Consider the following 16,758-nt stretch of genomic DNA (forward strand, 5'->3'; position numbering starts at 1 on the left):
CAATTTTTAGTTCACATTCTGTCGATTAGGCCGCAGCAGCCCCATCAGGAACATCAGAATAGCACCACAACACATGCATCCTGCCATAGGAATTGCAGACACAGCCGGAAATTGGCCAACCACAACACCCGCCACAGCACCCAGCACATATTGCAGCGTGCCAGCCAGAGCCGAGGCCGCCCCGGCAAGAGAGGGATGGTCTGCTAAAGCCCCCATCATGGCATTGGGGAAAATAATACCTGTAGGCGCAAGGGCCAGTAACATGGCCGCAATAACCAACCACACCTCATATGGCTGCCATGCCGGAGGTGCGTACCACGCGCTCCACAAACTCACTGCTACCAGCAGAACCCCTCCGGTAACGGAAAGGCAGATCGCGCCCATCAGCAGCTTGCCGGAATCAATACGCCCCACTAACAGCCCGTTCACTTGGGAAGCCCCGATCATGAACACCGCAAAAAAGCCGAACAGCATGGAAAAATGCAGCGGTGAGAAATGAAACAGCTGCACAAACACAAACGGAGCTGCCGTAAGATAGCTGAAAGACATGAAGGTGGAAAAAGCCGTTATCAGCGCATGGCTGGCAAAGGCCCGATCCCGGATGAGGGTGACGTAACGTGTCACAAGCGTGAAGGGAGACAGTGCAACCCGCCGATCATACGGAAGAGTTTCTGGCAGCACGAACAGAATAAGCGCCACGCATATCGCGCCATAGGCCGCAGAAGCCCAAAAGATAATCCGCCAGGACACAAACTCTACAACCAGACCACCCAGCATGGGGGCCAAAATAGGCACAACCCCCATAACCATGACCAACTGAGACATCATGCGTGCCCCGGCATTACGGTCTGGCACCATATCGCGCACACAGGCGGTGGGAATAACCAGACTGGCCGATGCTCCAACGGATGCCACAAACCGCGCAATGGAAAACGTGGTGATATCTGGCGCAAATGCACATACGGCAGAAGCCACGGCATACAGGGCATTGCCTATAAGCATGGGGCTACGGCGCCCAAACCTATCCGATAAAGGGCCAACCGTAATCTGCCCGATAGCCAACCCCACAAACCAGATGGACAGCGTAAACTGCACATTGCCCGCACTTGTATGGAAGGTCTGCTCCATGGCCGGAAAAGCAGGCAGATAGATATCTGTCGAAATAGGTCCAACGGCTGTCAGGAACCCTAAAAGCACAGGTACCCACATGGGGATGCGCCCACCAATAAAAGACGTTCCGGCATCCCGCACAGCAGAGGGAGAAGCCATAAGCAGCACTCCAAAAACAAACAAAAACAGAAGGAAAAAGAAAAATGTCTGGCAAAAACAGCGCTAACAGCTCTGCGGGCCAGCGCCTTACTATTTTACAAGAGGGTTAGAATGAGCCCTTAGTTCCTGACACCTCAGAAACAGCCAGACCATATACGGATCAGGAAACCTGCCGGGCTATACGTGCATGCCGCCATAACCACACCCCAATGGCGCTAGACAGCACAAACAACGCGCCACCTGCGGCATACTGCCAGAAAGTACCTACCTGAACCCCTGCCCCCAACAAAACGGCAACAAGGTTCTGCGGGATACCGCCCAAAAGGGTTGCTGTAAAAAACGGCAGCACATCCATACCTGAAATGCCCCCCAAAAGGTTCAGCAGTAATGCGGACCCCACGGGCAGCAGCCGCAAGGTAAGGATACTAGAAAACGGCTGACGTGTCAGAAATGCGTCCATTTGGGCAAAACGTTGCCCCAATTTCTGCCGCGCCCATGCACGCCCACCCCATCTGGCCCAGAAAAACCCGGCCAAGCACCCCAATGTGGAGGCTATGGTGATAAGTGCAAGGCCTTCCCACAATCCATAAGCCAATCCGGCGGCAAATCCGGCCACTTGACGTGGCAGCCCAAACCCGCACCACAAAACAGCACCAGATAGAAACACCATGCGGCCCCATACGCCTTGGCGCAGTACATCCGTACCATGCAGCATGGTATGAAGAGCTGGCACATGCCGCAACCCAACCGCCCCCACCACCAATACAAGCAGCATGAGCAGTGGACGCAAAAGCGATACAGAGGACCGAGAGGGAGGACGAATATGCTGTTCCATCCAGCCTAGCGGTACCATCTTCTTGCAGCAGCCCGCAAGCTGGCTGTAAACCCGATACAGAAATTTAACCCACAGCGCCAAAGGCTGCCATGCCCACCTCATCATCCCCCCAGACAGACATGACACCCGCCCATCGCAAGCTCATTTCAGGCTGGCTGTTTCTGCTTTGCTTCATGCTGCTGGGCATGATCGCCATTGGCGGCGTAACGCGCCTGACGGGTTCTGGCCTTTCCATTATGGACTGGCAGCCCGTAAGCGGCTTTATCCCGCCCCTTTCCCACGCTGAATGGGAAAGATTGTTCGCGCTTTATCAAACCATTCCACAATATCACCTTCAGCATGAAGGATTTGGGCTGGAAGGGTTCCAGAAAATTTTCTGGGCGGAATGGATTCACCGCTTCTGGGGCCGCCTGATGGGGCTGGTGCTTCTGCTGCCCCTGATCTGGTTTGTTGTGAGAGGGATGATTACGCGTCGGCTGGCCCTGCGCTTGTTCATCTTTTTTATTCTGGGTGCGCTACAGGGTGCCATTGGGTGGTTTATGGTGGCTTCTGGCTTCCGTCCCAACAGCACGGCGGTGGAACCTGTCCGTCTGGTGCTACACTTGAGTGCAGCCCTGCTACTGTATGGCGCTATTTTGTGGACGGCATTTTCTATCCGCTGGCCTACGCCAGAAAGCCATGGCTCATCTTCCGCCGCACGTTTGGCCAAGCGGTTGGCTTGCTTCACCATCGTGCTGCTGTGCACCACCATTATTGCCGGTGGGTTTACGGCTGGCACACATGCAGGGTTCCTGTTCAACACCTTCCCGCTGATGGATGGGCATCTGATCCCGACTGATTATGCCCAGCTTTCCCCTTTCTGGATGAACTGGTTCATCAACAAAGCGGCTGTGCAGTTTGACCATCGCCTTCTGGCCACTCTTACAGCCCTGAGTATTGGCGCTGTGCTTCTTGTTGGCCTGAAAGCAACGGATCTGGGGTCCAAAGCCCATAACGCCTTCATTCTGCTGGGATGGGCTGTGGTTATTCAGTACGCGCTTGGCGTAACCACCCTGCTGTTGGTGGTGCCTGTGTGGGCTGGTGCTGTGCACCAAACATTCGCTGCCGTGTTGCTGGGCGTTATGCTGTATGTGCTGCATTGCCTGCGCGGCACCAAGGCTGTGGCCTGAGAGAGCCTTTAAGAACGTTTTAGTGTTGCGTTTGAAAAACTGGACGGTATGGTGCTGCGCATGAATTCCGAGTGGTTCACGTCCGATTCCCTGCAGACCCGCAAATTAGCGGGTGCGGGCGGCGTGGCCCTCCGTCTGGATCTTCTCCTTCGACTAATCTGCCCCTGAGCGAGCCAGGTGGCCCAACGCTGCCACGCCCAGGGGAGAACGAAAAGAGCGCCCGTGCATAAACGGGCAGAATATGGCACAGCCCCTCTATTCTTGTTCCAGACCAGACTTTTTCAGGAAGAATTCCATGTCTGCTGATACCACCAGCTTCAATCATCCGTCCTTTGGCCGCATGACGCCAGACCGCGTGATTGTGTTTGACACCACCCTGCGTGATGGCGAACAATCTCCCGGTTTTTCCATGAACCTGGCAGAAAAACTCCGCATGGCGGAAGCGCTGGCCAGTCTGGGCGTGGACGTGATTGAAGCGGGCTTCCCGGTTGCTTCCAAAGGTGATTTCGAATCCGTTAACGAAATTGCCAAAAATACCAAGGGTTCCGTTATCTGCGCACTGGCACGTAGTGGTGGCGCCAAGGATATTGCTGCTGCGGGTGAGGCTCTGGCCCCGGCAGAACGCAAGCGTATCCACAACTTTATTTCCACCTCTCCGCTGCACATGAAATACAAGCTGCGGATGGAGCCAGAAACTGTTCTGGAACTGATTACATCTGGCAATGCCGCAGCCCGCAATCTGACAGATGATGTGGAATGGTCTGCTGAAGATGGCTCCCGCACAGAACCGGATTTTCTGTGCCGCTGCGTGGAAGCCGCCATTAAGGCTGGCGCCACCACCATCAACATTCCCGATACGGTTGGTTACGCCACACCGGAAGACATGGAAAAAATCTTTTCCATGCTGCGCCAGCGTGTGCCGGGTGCAGATCAGGTGATTTTCTCTGCCCATAACCACAATGATCTGGGTCTGGCTGTTGCCAATACGCTGGCTTCTATCCGTGGTGGTGCGCGGCAGGTGGAATGCACCATCAATGGTATTGGCGAACGTGCAGGAAATGCCGCGCTGGAAGAAATTGTGATGGCGCTGCGCACACGGCATGACCAATACCCCTTCACGACCGGCATCCATACAGAAGGCCTGCTGAAGGTTTCTCGTATGCTGGCCACCATCACCAGCTTTGATGTGCAGCCTAACAAGGCCATTGTGGGCCGTAACGCCTTTGCGCATGAAAGTGGCATCCATCAGGATGGTGTGCTGAAAAACGCCGCCACTTATGAAATCATGACCCCCGAAAGCGTGGGTTGGAGCCGTTCTTCCCTGGTTATGGGCAAGCATTCCGGGCGCGCTGCCTTCCGCGATAAGCTGAAGGTGCTGGGTTATGAAGGTATGGATGAAACACGCCTGAACGAAGCCTTTACCCGCTTTAAGGATCTGGCTGACCGTAAAAAGGTTGTGTACGATGATGACATCATCGCACTGGTGGATGATGAAGCCCGTGACCACGACCGCATCCGTTTTGGTGCGCTGAGCCTGAAATCCATTTCTGGCCAGCCTTCCGAAGTTTATCTGGAACTGAGCGTGGATGGCAAGGCCATTGAAGCCAAAGCCACAGGCAATGGCCCTGTGGATGCTGCGTTTAATGCCCTGCGCAAGGCCTTCCCGCATGAAGCGCGTCTCGCCCTGTTCTCTGTAGGTGCTGTAACGGAAGGCACGGATGCACAGGCCCGCACAACCGTGCGTCTGGAAGAAGCCGGCAAAATGGTAGACGGTCAGGGTGCAGATGCAGATACAGTTGTTTCTGCCGTACGCGCTTATGTGCATGCACTGAACAAGCTGCTGGTTAAACGTGCACGGACAGAACCAGAAGCCCTGACAGTCTGAAAAAACTTTTCAGACCCTCCTGCAAAACCGGGCAGACAGACCTTACCTTGAGATTATATGTCAGTTTCTTGACGGAAGGTCTTGTCTGCCTCGTTACGCACCGGTAATTCCTGCTCACATATTTCCAAAGCAGCAGGGGCAGGTTAGCGTGCCCGGCTTTCTCGTCCTCTGTTGTATGGTGCCCGCTTCAACCAGGAGTCCTGGATGTTTTCTCGTCTGCTCGGTCTCATGTCTGCCGACATGGCTATTGACCTGGGTACTGCCAACACCCTTGTTTACGTAAAAGGACGGGGTATCGTTCTGAACGAACCGTCTGTTGTGGCTATTGCAGATATACGAGGAAAAAAGCAGCTTCTTGCCGTAGGGGAAGAAGCCAAGCAGATGGTTGGCCGTACACCGGGTAATATTACGGCCATTCGTCCCATGCGTGATGGCGTGATTGCTGATTTTGAAGTGGCGGAAGAAATGATCAAACATTTCATCCGCAAGGTTCATAATCGCCGCGCCTTTGCCAGCCCCCAGATTATTGTATGCGTGCCCTCCGGCTCCACTGCTGTGGAACGCCGCGCCATTCAGGAAAGCGCAGAAAGTGCCGGAGCGCGGCGTGTGTTCCTGATTGAAGAGCCCATGGCAGCCGCTATAGGTGCTGGCCTGCCGGTTACAGAGCCTTCTGGCAGCATGATTGTAGATATTGGCGGCGGTACCACAGAAGTGGCCGTTATCTCCCTCGGCGGTATTGTGTATGCACGTTCCGTACGCGTAGGCGGAGATAAAATGGATGAAGCCATTATCTCCTATATTCGTCGCACCCACAGCTTGTTGATTGGTGAAAGCTCAGCAGAGCGTATCAAAATCAGCCTTGGCTCCGCCATGATGCCGGATGAACCGTATGAAAACGGCCCGTGGCAAGATGTTAAAGGGCGTGATCTGATTAACGGTGTCCCGCGTGAAGTGCAGGTTTCACAAGCCCAAATTGCGGAAAGCCTTATGGAGCCCGTAAGCCAGATTGTGGATGCCGTAACAACTGCGCTGGAAAACACCCCACCAGAACTTGCTGCCGATATTGTTGATAAAGGCATTGTTCTTACCGGCGGTGGCGCGTTGCTCTACCGGCTAAGCGATGTACTTCGCCTTGCAACAGGCCTGCCAGTTACAGTAGCTGAAGATGCACTTTCCTGCGTAGCTTTGGGCACAGGCCGTGCCTTGGAAGAAATGAAACGTCTGCGCAACGTGCTGACAACAATGTATTAACCCAAGGCACCAGCTATCTGGCTGTAATCCGGCGCCAGAATGCAAACGGGCATGCCTTCCGCTTTCCTTCCCTCTAATTGGGGTTCCCGGCTTTCATGATCCCGGTTTCCATCCAGGTAAGACAAGCTCTTGGCAAACTGGTTTTGCCAGTGCTGCTGCTATTGTCTGTTGGGATTATTATTGCTGGACAAGCCGATAGAAGGCTGGCTGATACGGCCCGCATGTATGTAGCAGATGCCTTAGCCCCTTTGTGGGGGCTTATTGCTCATACGCAAACAGATGTCAGCCACCTTGTGCAGGGCGTGAAAGACGCCCGGCATTTGGCTGAAGAAAACGCCAAGCTCCAAACCGAAAACGCCAAGTTGCGCCGTTGGTATGATGTGGCTGTCTCCCTCGCGCGGGAAAATGATAACCTGAAAACTGAGCTGCATTGGGTGCCAGAACCTACCCCGGCCTTTGTAACAGGCCGGGTGGTGGCAGATAGTGGCGGCATGTATGCCCGTGCTGTGTTGCTTGTAGCTGGCACCACCAGTGGTGTGCATGTTGGCAATGTGGCTTTGGCAACAAATGGTCTGGCAGGACGGGTTACCGAAGTTGGCCCTCATGCAGCACGCGTCTTGTTAATAACCGATATTGCCAGCCGCCTCCCCATTGAGCTGGAATCCAGCCATGCCACGGCCATAATGGCAGGCGACAACTCCCCCATGCCAAGGTTGATGTATTACCCGCAGGATTCACGCCCCATTGAAGGGGAGCGTGTTGTCACCAGTGATCAGGCGGGCGCCTTCCCCATGGGGCTGCCTATTGGCACGGTACATTATCTGCACCCCGGACAACCGGTTGTGCAGCCCTTTGTGCAACTGGATAAATTGACCATGCTACGCGTGTTTGATTTTGGACAATCTGAAATTGAACCACCTGATGCACCGGGCCACGTGCCACTTACCCGCCCGCATAGGCCATTAGCATTGCCGTTCAAAACACTTCTGGGACAAGGGCAGGAAGGGTAACCTGATGTCCGATCCCTCACCCCCATCATGGGACCCAGATCTTGAACCACGCCTAACGCTTGGCCAGAAGCTGGACCGCACAGCGCGCCATTTGCTGCCATCGGCTTTTATTGTTCTGGTTATTATCTTTTTTTCGGCCCCCCTTGCCATTCCCGGTTCTGCCGAACTGCTTTCCGCCATTGTTATTGGCTCGGTATTTTTCTGGTCTGTTTGGCGGCCTACGGGCATGCCTGCTCTGGCACCGTTCTTGCTTGGCCTGTTTATGGATCTGGTTGGCTTTACACCTTTGGGCGTCAGCTCATTTATTCTGCTTCTGGTGTACGGAATCAGCACCTATGCCCGGTTTGGGCTCATGCGCATGAATTTTTTAGTAGTATGGTTCCTTTATGGTCTGATAGGTGGAGCCGCTTCTTTTCTGCAATGGGCGTTGGCATGTTTGTTCCGGCTACACGGCCTTGATCCGGCGCCTGCCTTTTTTGAAGCACTGCTGTGCATAGGGGTTTATCCGTTGCTTTCCGCCACCTTCTCATGGTTCCTGCATATTCTGGATGAAAAGGAATCCGCATGAACAGGCATGAAAGCTTCTTATGTGGCTGAAGCGGCGCAAGAAAGAAAACCGGCGTTTTCTACCTGTTCGTGAACAGAAAGACCCCGCCCGTGGCGTTTTTACACGCCGGGCGCTGCTGTTTATGGCTGTCCAGACTGTGGCTTTGGGGGAGTTAGGTCGCCGCCTGTATAAAATCCAGATAGAAGATGGCGACCATTATGCTCGCATGGCTGCCAAAAACCGTATCAGCAAGCGCCTTCTGGCCCCGCCGCGTGGGCGTATTGTAGATCGCTACGGCGTTGCCCTTGCCAATAACAAGGAAAACTGGCGCGCCCTTTTAATGCCCGAAGAAACCACAGATGTGACGGGCACGATTGAACGGTTTTCCAGCATTATTCCGCTAGATGAACGTGACCGCACACGAATCGCGCGTGAAATGCGGCATCAACGACGCTTCGTGCCCGTCATGCTGCGCGATTTTCTCTCGTGGGATGAAATGGCGCGCATTGAACTCAACGCGCCCTCTCTCCCCGGTGTGTTGATTGATGTGGGCACACGCCGCGTTTACCCGGAAGGCGAATTGCTTGCCCACATTATCGGCTATGTCGCCCCGCCTAATGAGAAAGATGTGGCTCGCTCTGCCTTGCTGGCTCTGCCAGGTATGCGCGTAGGCCGCGCAGGTATTGAGCAAAGTCAGGATGACAATCTACGCGGCACAGCTGGATCTGTGGAAATGGAGGTCAACGCCGTTGGGCGTGTGATGTCTGAACTAAACCGCGAAGAAGGCGTGCCAGGTGAAGAAATCAGCCTGACCATAGATCGCGCGCTCCAGCAAAAAGTGCTGAACGCCATAGGAGATCAAACAGCCTCTGCCGTGGTGATGGACTGCCAGAATGGCGAAGTACTTGCCATGGTCAGCACGCCTTCGTTTGATCCCTCACTATTTGATAGCGGTGTAAGCCACGCGCAGTGGATTGAGTGGACAAACAACCAGCGCACGCCCCTTATCAACAAAGCCGTGGCGGGGGTGTATCCACCGGGTTCTACTTTCAAGCCTGCCGTGGCAATGGCGGCTTTGGAATCTGGCCTTGTTTCCCCCACAGATCGTTTTTTCTGTCCCGGTCACCTAGATGTAGGTGGCACACGTTTTCACTGCTGGTCTCGATGGGGCCATGGGTCTGTTGATCTGCATCTGGCCCTTAAATATTCCTGCGACGTTTATTTTTATGAGGTCGCACGCCGTATCGGCATGGAACGCATTGCAGCCACGGCACATAAATTCGGCCTTGGCACGCAGTTGGATATTGAGCTGCCCCACACCCGCACAGGCCTGATTCCTACTCCGGCATGGCGGCAGGCTCACCACCATCACTGGAATGGTGGGGATACAATTGTAAGCGGCATTGGGCAGGGGTTTGTACAGGTTACGCCACTACAACTGGCTACCTATACAGCCCGTATTGCCTCTGGCCGGGCCGTACAGCCCCATCTTGTGCGTGCCATTAACGGAGAAATTGGCAAGCAAGTACAACCAGACCACTGGCCCACCCTTGATATGCCAGACAGATATTTGGCAGCCCTGCGCTCTGGCATGTTTGCCGTTATTAATGAACCCCATGGAACAGCCCCCAAGGCACGGTTAGACCTACCCGGCATTACCATGGCTGGCAAAACGGGTTCGGCACAGGTGCGGCGTGTTTCCCGCGCATTGCGTGAAAGCGGGCATTTTAACTCCGCCAATCTGCCGTGGGAATATCGGCCACATGCATTGTTTATCTGCTTCGCCCCGTACGATTCCCCACGTTATGCCGTTTCTGTTGTGATCGAACACGGTAACGCCGGTGCAGATGCTGCTGCCCCGCTGGCTCGTACCATCATGCGCGATACTTTGCTGCGTGACCCGGTAACACACACCACGCCGCCGCCAGAAAGTGTAGCTGATGCAAGCAGCCTGGTAAGTGATCCATGAAGTTTCATAAACGGCTGCTCAGAGCAGAACCCAGCTTCCGCCTTATGTCCAAGCTATGGCGTATCAGTTGGCTTTACATTCTGCTGATCTGCACATTGGCTGGCGTTGGTTACGTTACGCTCTATTCTGCCGGGGGTGGCACACCCTATCCGTTTGCCGCCCCGCAAGCTGCACGCTTTGCTGTGGGTTTGGTGATGATGATTACCATCGCCATGTTGCCGCCACGCATGCTTATACATGCAGCAGCACCCATGTATGTGCTCTCACTCATACTGCTGGTAGCGGTGTTGCGCATGGGCCATGTGGGTAAAGGCGCAGAACGTTGGTTGATTATAGGTGGATTACAGGTTCAACCCTCAGAATTCGCCAAAATTGCGTTGGTTTTGGCTCTTTCTGCATGGTTTTCCCGCATAAGCTATGCCCGAATGGGCAACCCTTTGTGGTTAATACCACCAGCTCTTATCGTGCTTGTGCCTGTTGGCCTTGTTCTCAAAGAACCTAACCTTGGCACGGCTGTCATTATTGGGGGTATTGGGGCATCGCTATTTTTTGCTGCCGGAATGCGCCTTTGGCAAATTGTGCTGCTTTTGCTTCCCGTGCCTTCGCTTATCAAGTTTGCATATAACCATCTGCATGATTACCAGCGTGCGCGCATAACCACCTTTTTGCACCCTGAAAATGATCCACTGGGAGCGGGCTACAATATTATCCAGTCCAAAATTGCACTTGGTTCTGGCGGTATGTGGGGGCAGGGCTACCTGCATGGATCACAGGGGCAATTAAACTTCCTGCCCGAAAAACAGACAGACTTCATTTTTACAATGATTGCCGAAGAATGGGGCTTTGTAGGCGCTGCTGCTGTTATCGGGCTGCTGCTCATGATCATTCTGGGCGGCATGATCATGGCTATCCGGTGCCGTAATCGCTTTGGCCGCCTTATTGCCCTTGGCATCAGCATGAACTTCTTTTTTTACTGCTTGGTAAATCTTTCCATGGTGATGGGGGCTATCCCTGTGGGCGGTGTGCCTTTGCCATTGGTCTCTTACGGTGGCTCTGCCATGCTGAATGTTATGCTGGGGTTTGGGCTGCTACTTTCTACCTGGGTTCATCGTGATTCTGTCGATGATGAAGACGAAGAAGACGCCAACAAAGAGCGTATCTGATACTTCTGTTCCCGTAAGTTCCTTCCTTATAAAAAAGGCCGCTCTGATATTGAGAGCGGCCTTTTTTAAATTATTTTACGGTCGTGATTATTTAGCACTAGCAGGCTGCGTTACACGCAAGATCCAAAGCTGTGCAATATCATGCGCACCGTTGTCTCCTTCAACGCTACGCAGAGCAGCCAGAGCCTGATCCTTATGGCCAGCATAAAGCTCTGCCAGCCCCAAATGCAGGCGTGCGATATTCACGTCACTTACGCCCTTGCTGATAGCCTGCTGCATAAGTTGCAGACCTTTATCAGTCTGCCCGAAAGTAACGTAATTGTACCCAACCGTCAGCAAATCATCCCCATTGCTGGCGGAAGTAGCTGCCTGTTCATCTGCTGCAATAGAAGCCTTTTTGGAAGCGACAGCCTTTTCAACCATAGCCTTCAAACGGGCCTGACGTGGCGCTTCTGCCCCCTGCCCCAGCACGCCCGATTGATAGCCCTGATTCATCAAGTCTAGCGCCAGTTGCGGCGTGTTCTGCTGCACGGCAATTTCCGTCATATCCATAAAGTCACGCGCTTGGGAAACATCCCCAACGGCCAAGCGGATACGATAAACATCCAGTTGCAAGGATGCCGGAATTTTGGTGTTTACAACCAGTTCATGCAGCAAAAGCGCCCAGTATTCCTTTTTGGGGTAATAGGTTGCCAGCAAAACATACGCGTGGGTTGTGGCCGCAGAATCTTTTAGAGCCGTCGCACTGGCCGCAAGCATTTGCAGTTCAGATTCTGTTGGTGTTTTACCAGCCTTTATGGTGGCATCAGCCTGCTGCTTCACCACCTTGATGGTGTTGGGGTAATCCTTCTGCAGATAGTAGGATTGTGCCAGCAACGTTTCCATCTGGGGGTCAGACCCGGCAGCTTTTAGGTAACGCTGAATATTGGCAATAGCTTTGGGGTAATCCTTGGCTGTATAAGCCATGGTTGCCTCAGACTTCAGCATCTGATTTTTCATGGCCTGCGGCGTGCGCGAGGAAGCAATCAGCTTATCATAAGCCGCTGTTGCGGCAGAAAGATTACCAGCCTGCGTGGCCACCGCTGCGCGCATCTGCGCAATGGTATAATCTTCGTAATCTGTTTTGCTTTTTACGGCATCCGCAGCGTTTACTGCATCCATTGCCTTGGCATAATTATGTGCTGCCAGAGCAGACTGCGCGGCTTCCAGTTCTGTCCCAACCTGTTGGCCGAGTTCATCTGCCGCATGTGCAACGGGTTGCATCACAACCCATGCTGTTGTTGCACAAAAAAGGGTACGTAAAAAACGAGAAGCCATTCTCAAAAATCCTCACTTACCGTCAGCGAACTGTTCCTGTCCGACGATTCCGAGTTTTGTGACGCCGAGGCGCTGTGCGTCGGCCATGACGTGGATGACGGTCTTGTAGTCAGCCAGACGGTTGGGCTGGAGGTGGAACTCCGGGCGGGAAGCCTCTGGCCCGCTGGCGATCTCACGCAGATGCGCCTGCAGATCGGCCTCGCCATTGATGGGCTGGCCATTCCAGGTCAGCGAGTTGTCAAAGTCCACAACCAGTGTCACCACAGGTGTTTCCTCCGTGCTGGGCGGCGGGTTGCCCTGCGGCAGATCAATCGAGACCGCCTGCGTCTGCAACGGGATGGTGATGATCAGCATGATCAGCAACACCAGCATCACGTCAATCAGCGGCGTGGTGTTGATATCAACAATGCCTTCATCTTCCGTTGTGCTCTCGGAGCCAACATTCATGCCCATGGCCTGTGCTCTCCCCCACAGGATGGGGTGGCGTGCTGCGCCACCCGCCCCTGCCTATTTCGGCTTTTCCGTAATGAAATCGATATGGCTGATGCCCGCTTCCTGACACGTCGCCACCAGACGGCCCACACTCTCATAGCGTGTGGTCACATCTCCGCGGATCTGGATCTGCGGCTGGGGCTTTTGCACCGCCGCCTTCTCCAGCCGGGCCAGAAGATCGGCCCGGTCTTTGATCGGCGTTTCATCCCAGAAGGTCTGACCATCCGCCGTGACTGCCAGAACCACATTGCTCAGCTTGGTCTGGGTTGGCTGGTTCATGTCCTTGGGCAGCTGCACCTTCACGGTATGTGTCGCCACCGGAATGGTGATCAGAAAGATGATCAGCAGCACCAGCATCACATCCACAAGCGGTGTGGTGTTGATGGCGGAGACGACGTCGTCTTCCCCGCCGCTATCGCCAACCTGCATGCCCATAAGCGTTCTCCTTGCCTTGACCTGACCCGTTGATTAGCCGACGCGGTTGGAAACCGTGGCCGTGGTGGGGGAGTTATCGGGGCGCACCACAATCTGATCCACCGCAGCCCCATGACGCACGCCACCGATGAGGATGGACTGCAGGTCAGCGGCAAAGTCACGCACCAGGTCCATGGCCGTCTTGTTGCGGCGCACCAGCAGGTTGTAGCCCAGAACGGCCGGCACAGCGGTGGCCAGACCAATGGCCGTCATGATCAGGGATTCACCCACAGGACCTGCCACCTTGTCGATGGAAGCCTGACCGGCAATGCCGATGGCTGTCAGCGCGTGGTAGATCCCCCACACCGTGCCGAACAGACCGATGAACGGAGAGGTGGAGCCCACGGTGCCCAGAAAGGCCAGACCCTTTTGCAGGCTGTTCTGGATGTTGTTGACCGCGCGCTGGATGGACATGCCCGTCCAGCTATGCAGGTCAATGCTTTCCTGCATCGTGCCTTCATGGTGTTCGGCAGCCACGATACCGGTATCGGCGATGTAGCGGAACGGAGAGGTGGAGGTGAGTGCGGAAGCACCTTCCTGGATGCTGTGCTTGGTCCAGAAGCTTTTGGTGGCTTCCTTGGCAGCGGCGAACAGGCGGGCCTGCTCGATGAACTTGATGATCATGATATACCATGTGCCCAGGGACATGGTGAGCATGATCAGCAGCACGCCGCGGGCAATGATATCGCCATTGGACCACAGAGCACCCAGACCGTAGGGGTTGGCTTCTTCCTTGGTGTCTGCCGCAGGTGGCGCCTGTTCGGCCGGGGCGCTGGCAGCAGGTGCAGGCGCTTCTGGCGCCGCAGGGGCTGGGGCTGCATCCGGTGTGGCGGCAGGTGCCGGTGCGGAAGATGGCGCCGCATCAGGAGCCGGGGCCGTGGCTGCGGGCGCGGCATCCTGCGCAAAAGCCGCTACTGGGGCTGCAGTGCTCATCAGCAGCGCCAGAGCCGGAGCCGCAAGACCTGACACAAAAGAACGGGGCAGTCTGGTCATCTTCCTCATAATCCTCATCATCAGGGCCCGATCCGCTACCCTGTTACGCAAACAGATCGGGCAATCCATATTTGTACTACTGGCCAGTATGAAAACTGACCCCGTTTTAGTCATCCAACCTAAATCGGATGACATAGACCTTGTGCAGTTCCTTCACCGGTGCGCCATTGCGCGTGGCCGGACGATAACGGGCCTTGTGCACGTAATCCAACGCAGACTGGGCAAAGGCCTGACCACCAGAGACCGACTGCACATGGCAGTTACTGGTCATGCCGGAAGCTTCCACATCGCAAATCAAAGTCACGCGGCCTTCAATGTTGTCTTCCTCCATTTCTGGGGGATAGACCGGCTGCACGTTATTTAGCGGTGCAGAACCAGCAGACGTATCTGGTGCATCTGTTGTGCCATCTCCGGCTGCTGCCGCACTGCTTGGCGCAGATGTTGCTGGCGGCGCTGCTGCCGTTTTGGTCTGCGGCGGTGTTGGATGCTTAGGCGGCGCCTTGGCCACGTGCTTGATGGGCGGCTTGGGCGGCGGCGGCACCTTGATCTTGGGCGGCGGAATGTATGGCGGCGGCGGCACAGCCATAACCGGTGGTGGGGGCGGGGGTGGCGGCGGTGGAGGAGGTGGCGGCGGGGGTGGCAACATAACTGTTTTGATAGGCGGATGTGTAACAGGAACACTTGCCGTGGTTCCCATACCGTACATCAGCCCCAGCACGCCCATAAGATGCAGCGCGACAACCACCAACAGGGCAACAACACTGACAACAGCCCCTACCCGGAACGTATATTTCACCGAGCCCGGCTGTTGCTCGTAGTCATTCATATTTGCACGTCCTCCTTTGTCACCCTGCATCGCAACGGATGCTATCGTCTTACCCTTGATACACAGGGCGTTACCGGAGCCTGTTTACCTTGGTATGACAATAGCAGATTGCTGTTCTGCCATACAGGTAACCTTTCCCGACTTTCGATTGGGCAATCTGAGAGGCTTTCTGTCAAGAATGTTCTGTTAATTTCACATTTTCTTTCACAAAGACAATCTGTTCTGGCGTAGGAACAAAATCACTCTAACACTGAATTTTCTAAGCTTTATCAGCGTTTTTCTGTTTCATGATGCCCGTTCTCACAACAAAAAAGCAGGCCCGAAATGGAACCTGCTTTTTTGTATTTTTGTTTCGATTTAGGAATAAACTCTTACTGGGCTGAAGCACTCGCCTCAGATCGCGTCGCCCCTACCCGCATGGCGAGCGCGGCTGCCATAAAGGCATCCAGATCACCATCCAACACCGCATCCGGGTTGCCGGTTTCTACCCCTGTGCGCAAATCCTTGACCATCTGGTAAGGCGCAAGCACGTAAGAGCGGATCTGATGCCCCCAGCCGATATCCGTTTTGGCAGCTTCTGCCGCTGCGGCCTCGGCTTCGCGCTTCTGCAACTCTGCCTCGTACAAACGTGCACGCAGCATCTGCATGGCCGTTGCACGGTTACGGTGCTGAGAACGATCTGTCTGACAGGCCACAACAATGCCTGTGGGCATATGCGTAATACGGATAGCGGAATCCGTTTTGTTAACGTGCTGCCCACCAGCACCAGATGCCCTAAAGGTATCTACCTTCAGGTCTGCGTCATTGATTTCGATTTCAATGGAATCATCAATAACGGGATACACCCAAACAGATGCAAAGGATGTCTGGCGGCGCGCTGCGGCATCAAACGGTGAAATACGCACTAGGCGATGCACACCCGCTTCTGTTTTCAGCCAGCCATAGGCATTGGGGCCGGAAACAAGAATGGTAGCAGATTTCAGGCCCGCCTGTTCCCCTTCCGAGCTTTCCATCAGCGTGACCTTGTAGCCATGCGCCTCTGCCCAGCGGGTGTACATACGCAGCAGCATTTCTGTCCAATCTTGCGCTTCCGTACCCCCGGCACCTGCGTTCACTTCCAGGTAGCAGTCATTGCTGTCTGCTTCCCCAGAAAGCAGGCTTTCTGTTTCACGCCGTTTGGCTTCTTCCGCCAGATCACGCAGCGTGGCCATACCTTCGGCCACTAAATCTGCATCTCCTTCAGCTTCTGCCAGTTCAATCAGTTCGCTGGTGTCGCGCACATTGGTTTCAAGCGCTTCCACACCTTCAATCTGGTTGGCCAGAAGGGTGCGCTCACGCATCATTTTTTGCGCAGCGTCTGAATCATTCCACAGATCGGGATCTTCTGCCCGATTATTCAGTTCAGCGAGTCTTTCCTGGGCGACATCCCAGTTAAAGATGCCTCCTCAGCAGTGCCACTGACTGCTTGATCTGGTCGTTAAGGGCTTCAGTCTCGGCAGACATCAGGCCGATTCTCCATATTTTTCTATCATGTCAAAAAAGACAATGTGGTGTTGGC

The 16,758-nt window shown here is 54.6% G+C and carries 15 protein-coding genes; 7 read left to right on the forward strand and 8 right to left on the reverse strand.

The features are described 5' to 3' along the window. Window positions 1-6 precede the first annotated feature (6 nt). The gene (locus ABNV41_RS13405; RefSeq protein ID WP_197687377.1) at window positions 7-1,269 is read right to left on the reverse strand and encodes a multidrug effflux MFS transporter; all 1,263 of its coding nucleotides are present in this window, start codon (window positions 1,267-1,269) and stop codon (window positions 7-9) included. A 160-nt stretch (window positions 1,270-1,429) separates the two neighbouring features. After that, window positions 1,430-2,209, reverse strand: a complete 780-nt coding sequence (locus ABNV41_RS13410; protein ID WP_050818992.1) for a TVP38/TMEM64 family protein — start codon at window positions 2,207-2,209, stop codon at window positions 1,430-1,432. 14 nt (window positions 2,210-2,223) lie between these two features. Between ABNV41_RS13410 and ABNV41_RS13415 the strand changes: the two genes are divergently transcribed. The 7 genes from ABNV41_RS13415 to rodA all read left to right on the forward strand — a co-directional run bounded on the left by ABNV41_RS13415 (window position 2,224) and on the right by rodA (window position 11,098). Further along, entirely contained in the window at window positions 2,224-3,273 is a 1,050-nt protein-coding gene (locus ABNV41_RS13415; protein ID WP_035362195.1) for a heme A synthase, read from the forward strand. Window positions 3,274-3,568: 295 nt separating this feature from the next. Further along, window positions 3,569-5,158: a 2-isopropylmalate synthase gene (locus ABNV41_RS13420; protein ID WP_050818991.1), complete on the forward strand. Its 1,590-nt coding sequence runs from the start codon at window positions 3,569-3,571 to the stop codon at window positions 5,156-5,158. Between the two features lie 204 nt (window positions 5,159-5,362). Then, window positions 5,363-6,409 carry a rod shape-determining protein gene (locus ABNV41_RS13425; RefSeq protein WP_003629847.1) on the forward strand — a complete coding sequence of 349 codons (1,047 nt, stop codon included), beginning with the start codon at window positions 5,363-5,365 and terminating at the stop codon, window positions 6,407-6,409. A 95-nt stretch (window positions 6,410-6,504) separates the two neighbouring features. Then, a complete protein-coding gene (mreC, locus tag ABNV41_RS13430) occupies window positions 6,505-7,419 on the forward strand; it encodes a rod shape-determining protein MreC (protein ID WP_003629848.1) in 915 nt (304 codons plus the stop codon). Window positions 7,420-7,423: 4 nt separating this feature from the next. Next, window positions 7,424-7,987 carry a hypothetical protein gene (locus ABNV41_RS13435; protein WP_003629849.1) on the forward strand — a complete coding sequence of 188 codons (564 nt, stop codon included), beginning with the start codon at window positions 7,424-7,426 and terminating at the stop codon, window positions 7,985-7,987. A gap of 19 nt (window positions 7,988-8,006) precedes the next feature. Beyond that, complete coding sequence (mrdA, locus tag ABNV41_RS13440; protein ID WP_003629851.1) at window positions 8,007-9,935, forward strand: penicillin-binding protein 2; 1,929 nt, start codon at window positions 8,007-8,009, stop codon at window positions 9,933-9,935. Then, the gene (gene rodA, locus ABNV41_RS13445) at window positions 9,932-11,098 is read left to right on the forward strand and encodes a rod shape-determining protein RodA (protein WP_050818990.1); all 1,167 of its coding nucleotides are present in this window, start codon (window positions 9,932-9,934) and stop codon (window positions 11,096-11,098) included. The genes mrdA and rodA overlap by 4 nt, the downstream gene beginning before the upstream one ends. Before the next feature lie 87 nt (window positions 11,099-11,185). Here the strand turns inward: rodA and ABNV41_RS13450 are convergent, their stop codons facing one another. The 6 genes from ABNV41_RS13450 to prfB all read right to left on the reverse strand — a co-directional run bounded on the left by ABNV41_RS13450 (window position 11,186) and on the right by prfB (window position 16,703). After that, complete coding sequence (locus tag ABNV41_RS13450; protein ID WP_050818989.1) at window positions 11,186-12,415, reverse strand: tetratricopeptide repeat protein; 1,230 nt, start codon at window positions 12,413-12,415, stop codon at window positions 11,186-11,188. 12 nt (window positions 12,416-12,427) lie between these two features. Next, on the reverse strand, window positions 12,428-12,868 hold the full coding sequence (locus ABNV41_RS13455; protein WP_012812288.1) for a biopolymer transporter ExbD: 441 nt from the start codon (window positions 12,866-12,868) through the stop codon (window positions 12,428-12,430). A gap of 54 nt (window positions 12,869-12,922) precedes the next feature. Further along, the gene (locus ABNV41_RS13460; protein WP_003627566.1) at window positions 12,923-13,342 is read right to left on the reverse strand and encodes a biopolymer transporter ExbD; all 420 of its coding nucleotides are present in this window, start codon (window positions 13,340-13,342) and stop codon (window positions 12,923-12,925) included. A 33-nt stretch (window positions 13,343-13,375) separates the two neighbouring features. After that, window positions 13,376-14,374 carry a MotA/TolQ/ExbB proton channel family protein gene (locus ABNV41_RS13465; RefSeq protein WP_087651670.1) on the reverse strand — a complete coding sequence of 333 codons (999 nt, stop codon included), beginning with the start codon at window positions 14,372-14,374 and terminating at the stop codon, window positions 13,376-13,378. Window positions 14,375-14,480: 106 nt separating this feature from the next. After that, on the reverse strand, window positions 14,481-15,230 hold the full coding sequence (locus ABNV41_RS13470; RefSeq protein WP_012812286.1) for an energy transducer TonB: 750 nt from the start codon (window positions 15,228-15,230) through the stop codon (window positions 14,481-14,483). Between the two features lie 341 nt (window positions 15,231-15,571). After that, window positions 15,572-16,703, reverse strand: a protein-coding gene (gene prfB / locus ABNV41_RS13475) for a peptide chain release factor 2 (RefSeq protein ID WP_124296306.1) whose coding sequence is annotated in 2 segments (ribosomal slippage) — window positions 15,572-16,633 and window positions 16,635-16,703 — 1,131 coding nt in all. Because the reading frame shifts where the segments join, the coding sequence is not laid out codon by codon here. Between the last annotated feature and the right edge of the window lie 55 nt (window positions 16,704-16,758).

It is taken from the genome of Acetobacter sp. A11-2, from assembly GCF_040208445.1.
GTDB classification, from domain to species: Bacteria; Pseudomonadota; Alphaproteobacteria; order Acetobacterales; family Acetobacteraceae; genus Acetobacter; species Acetobacter oryzoeni.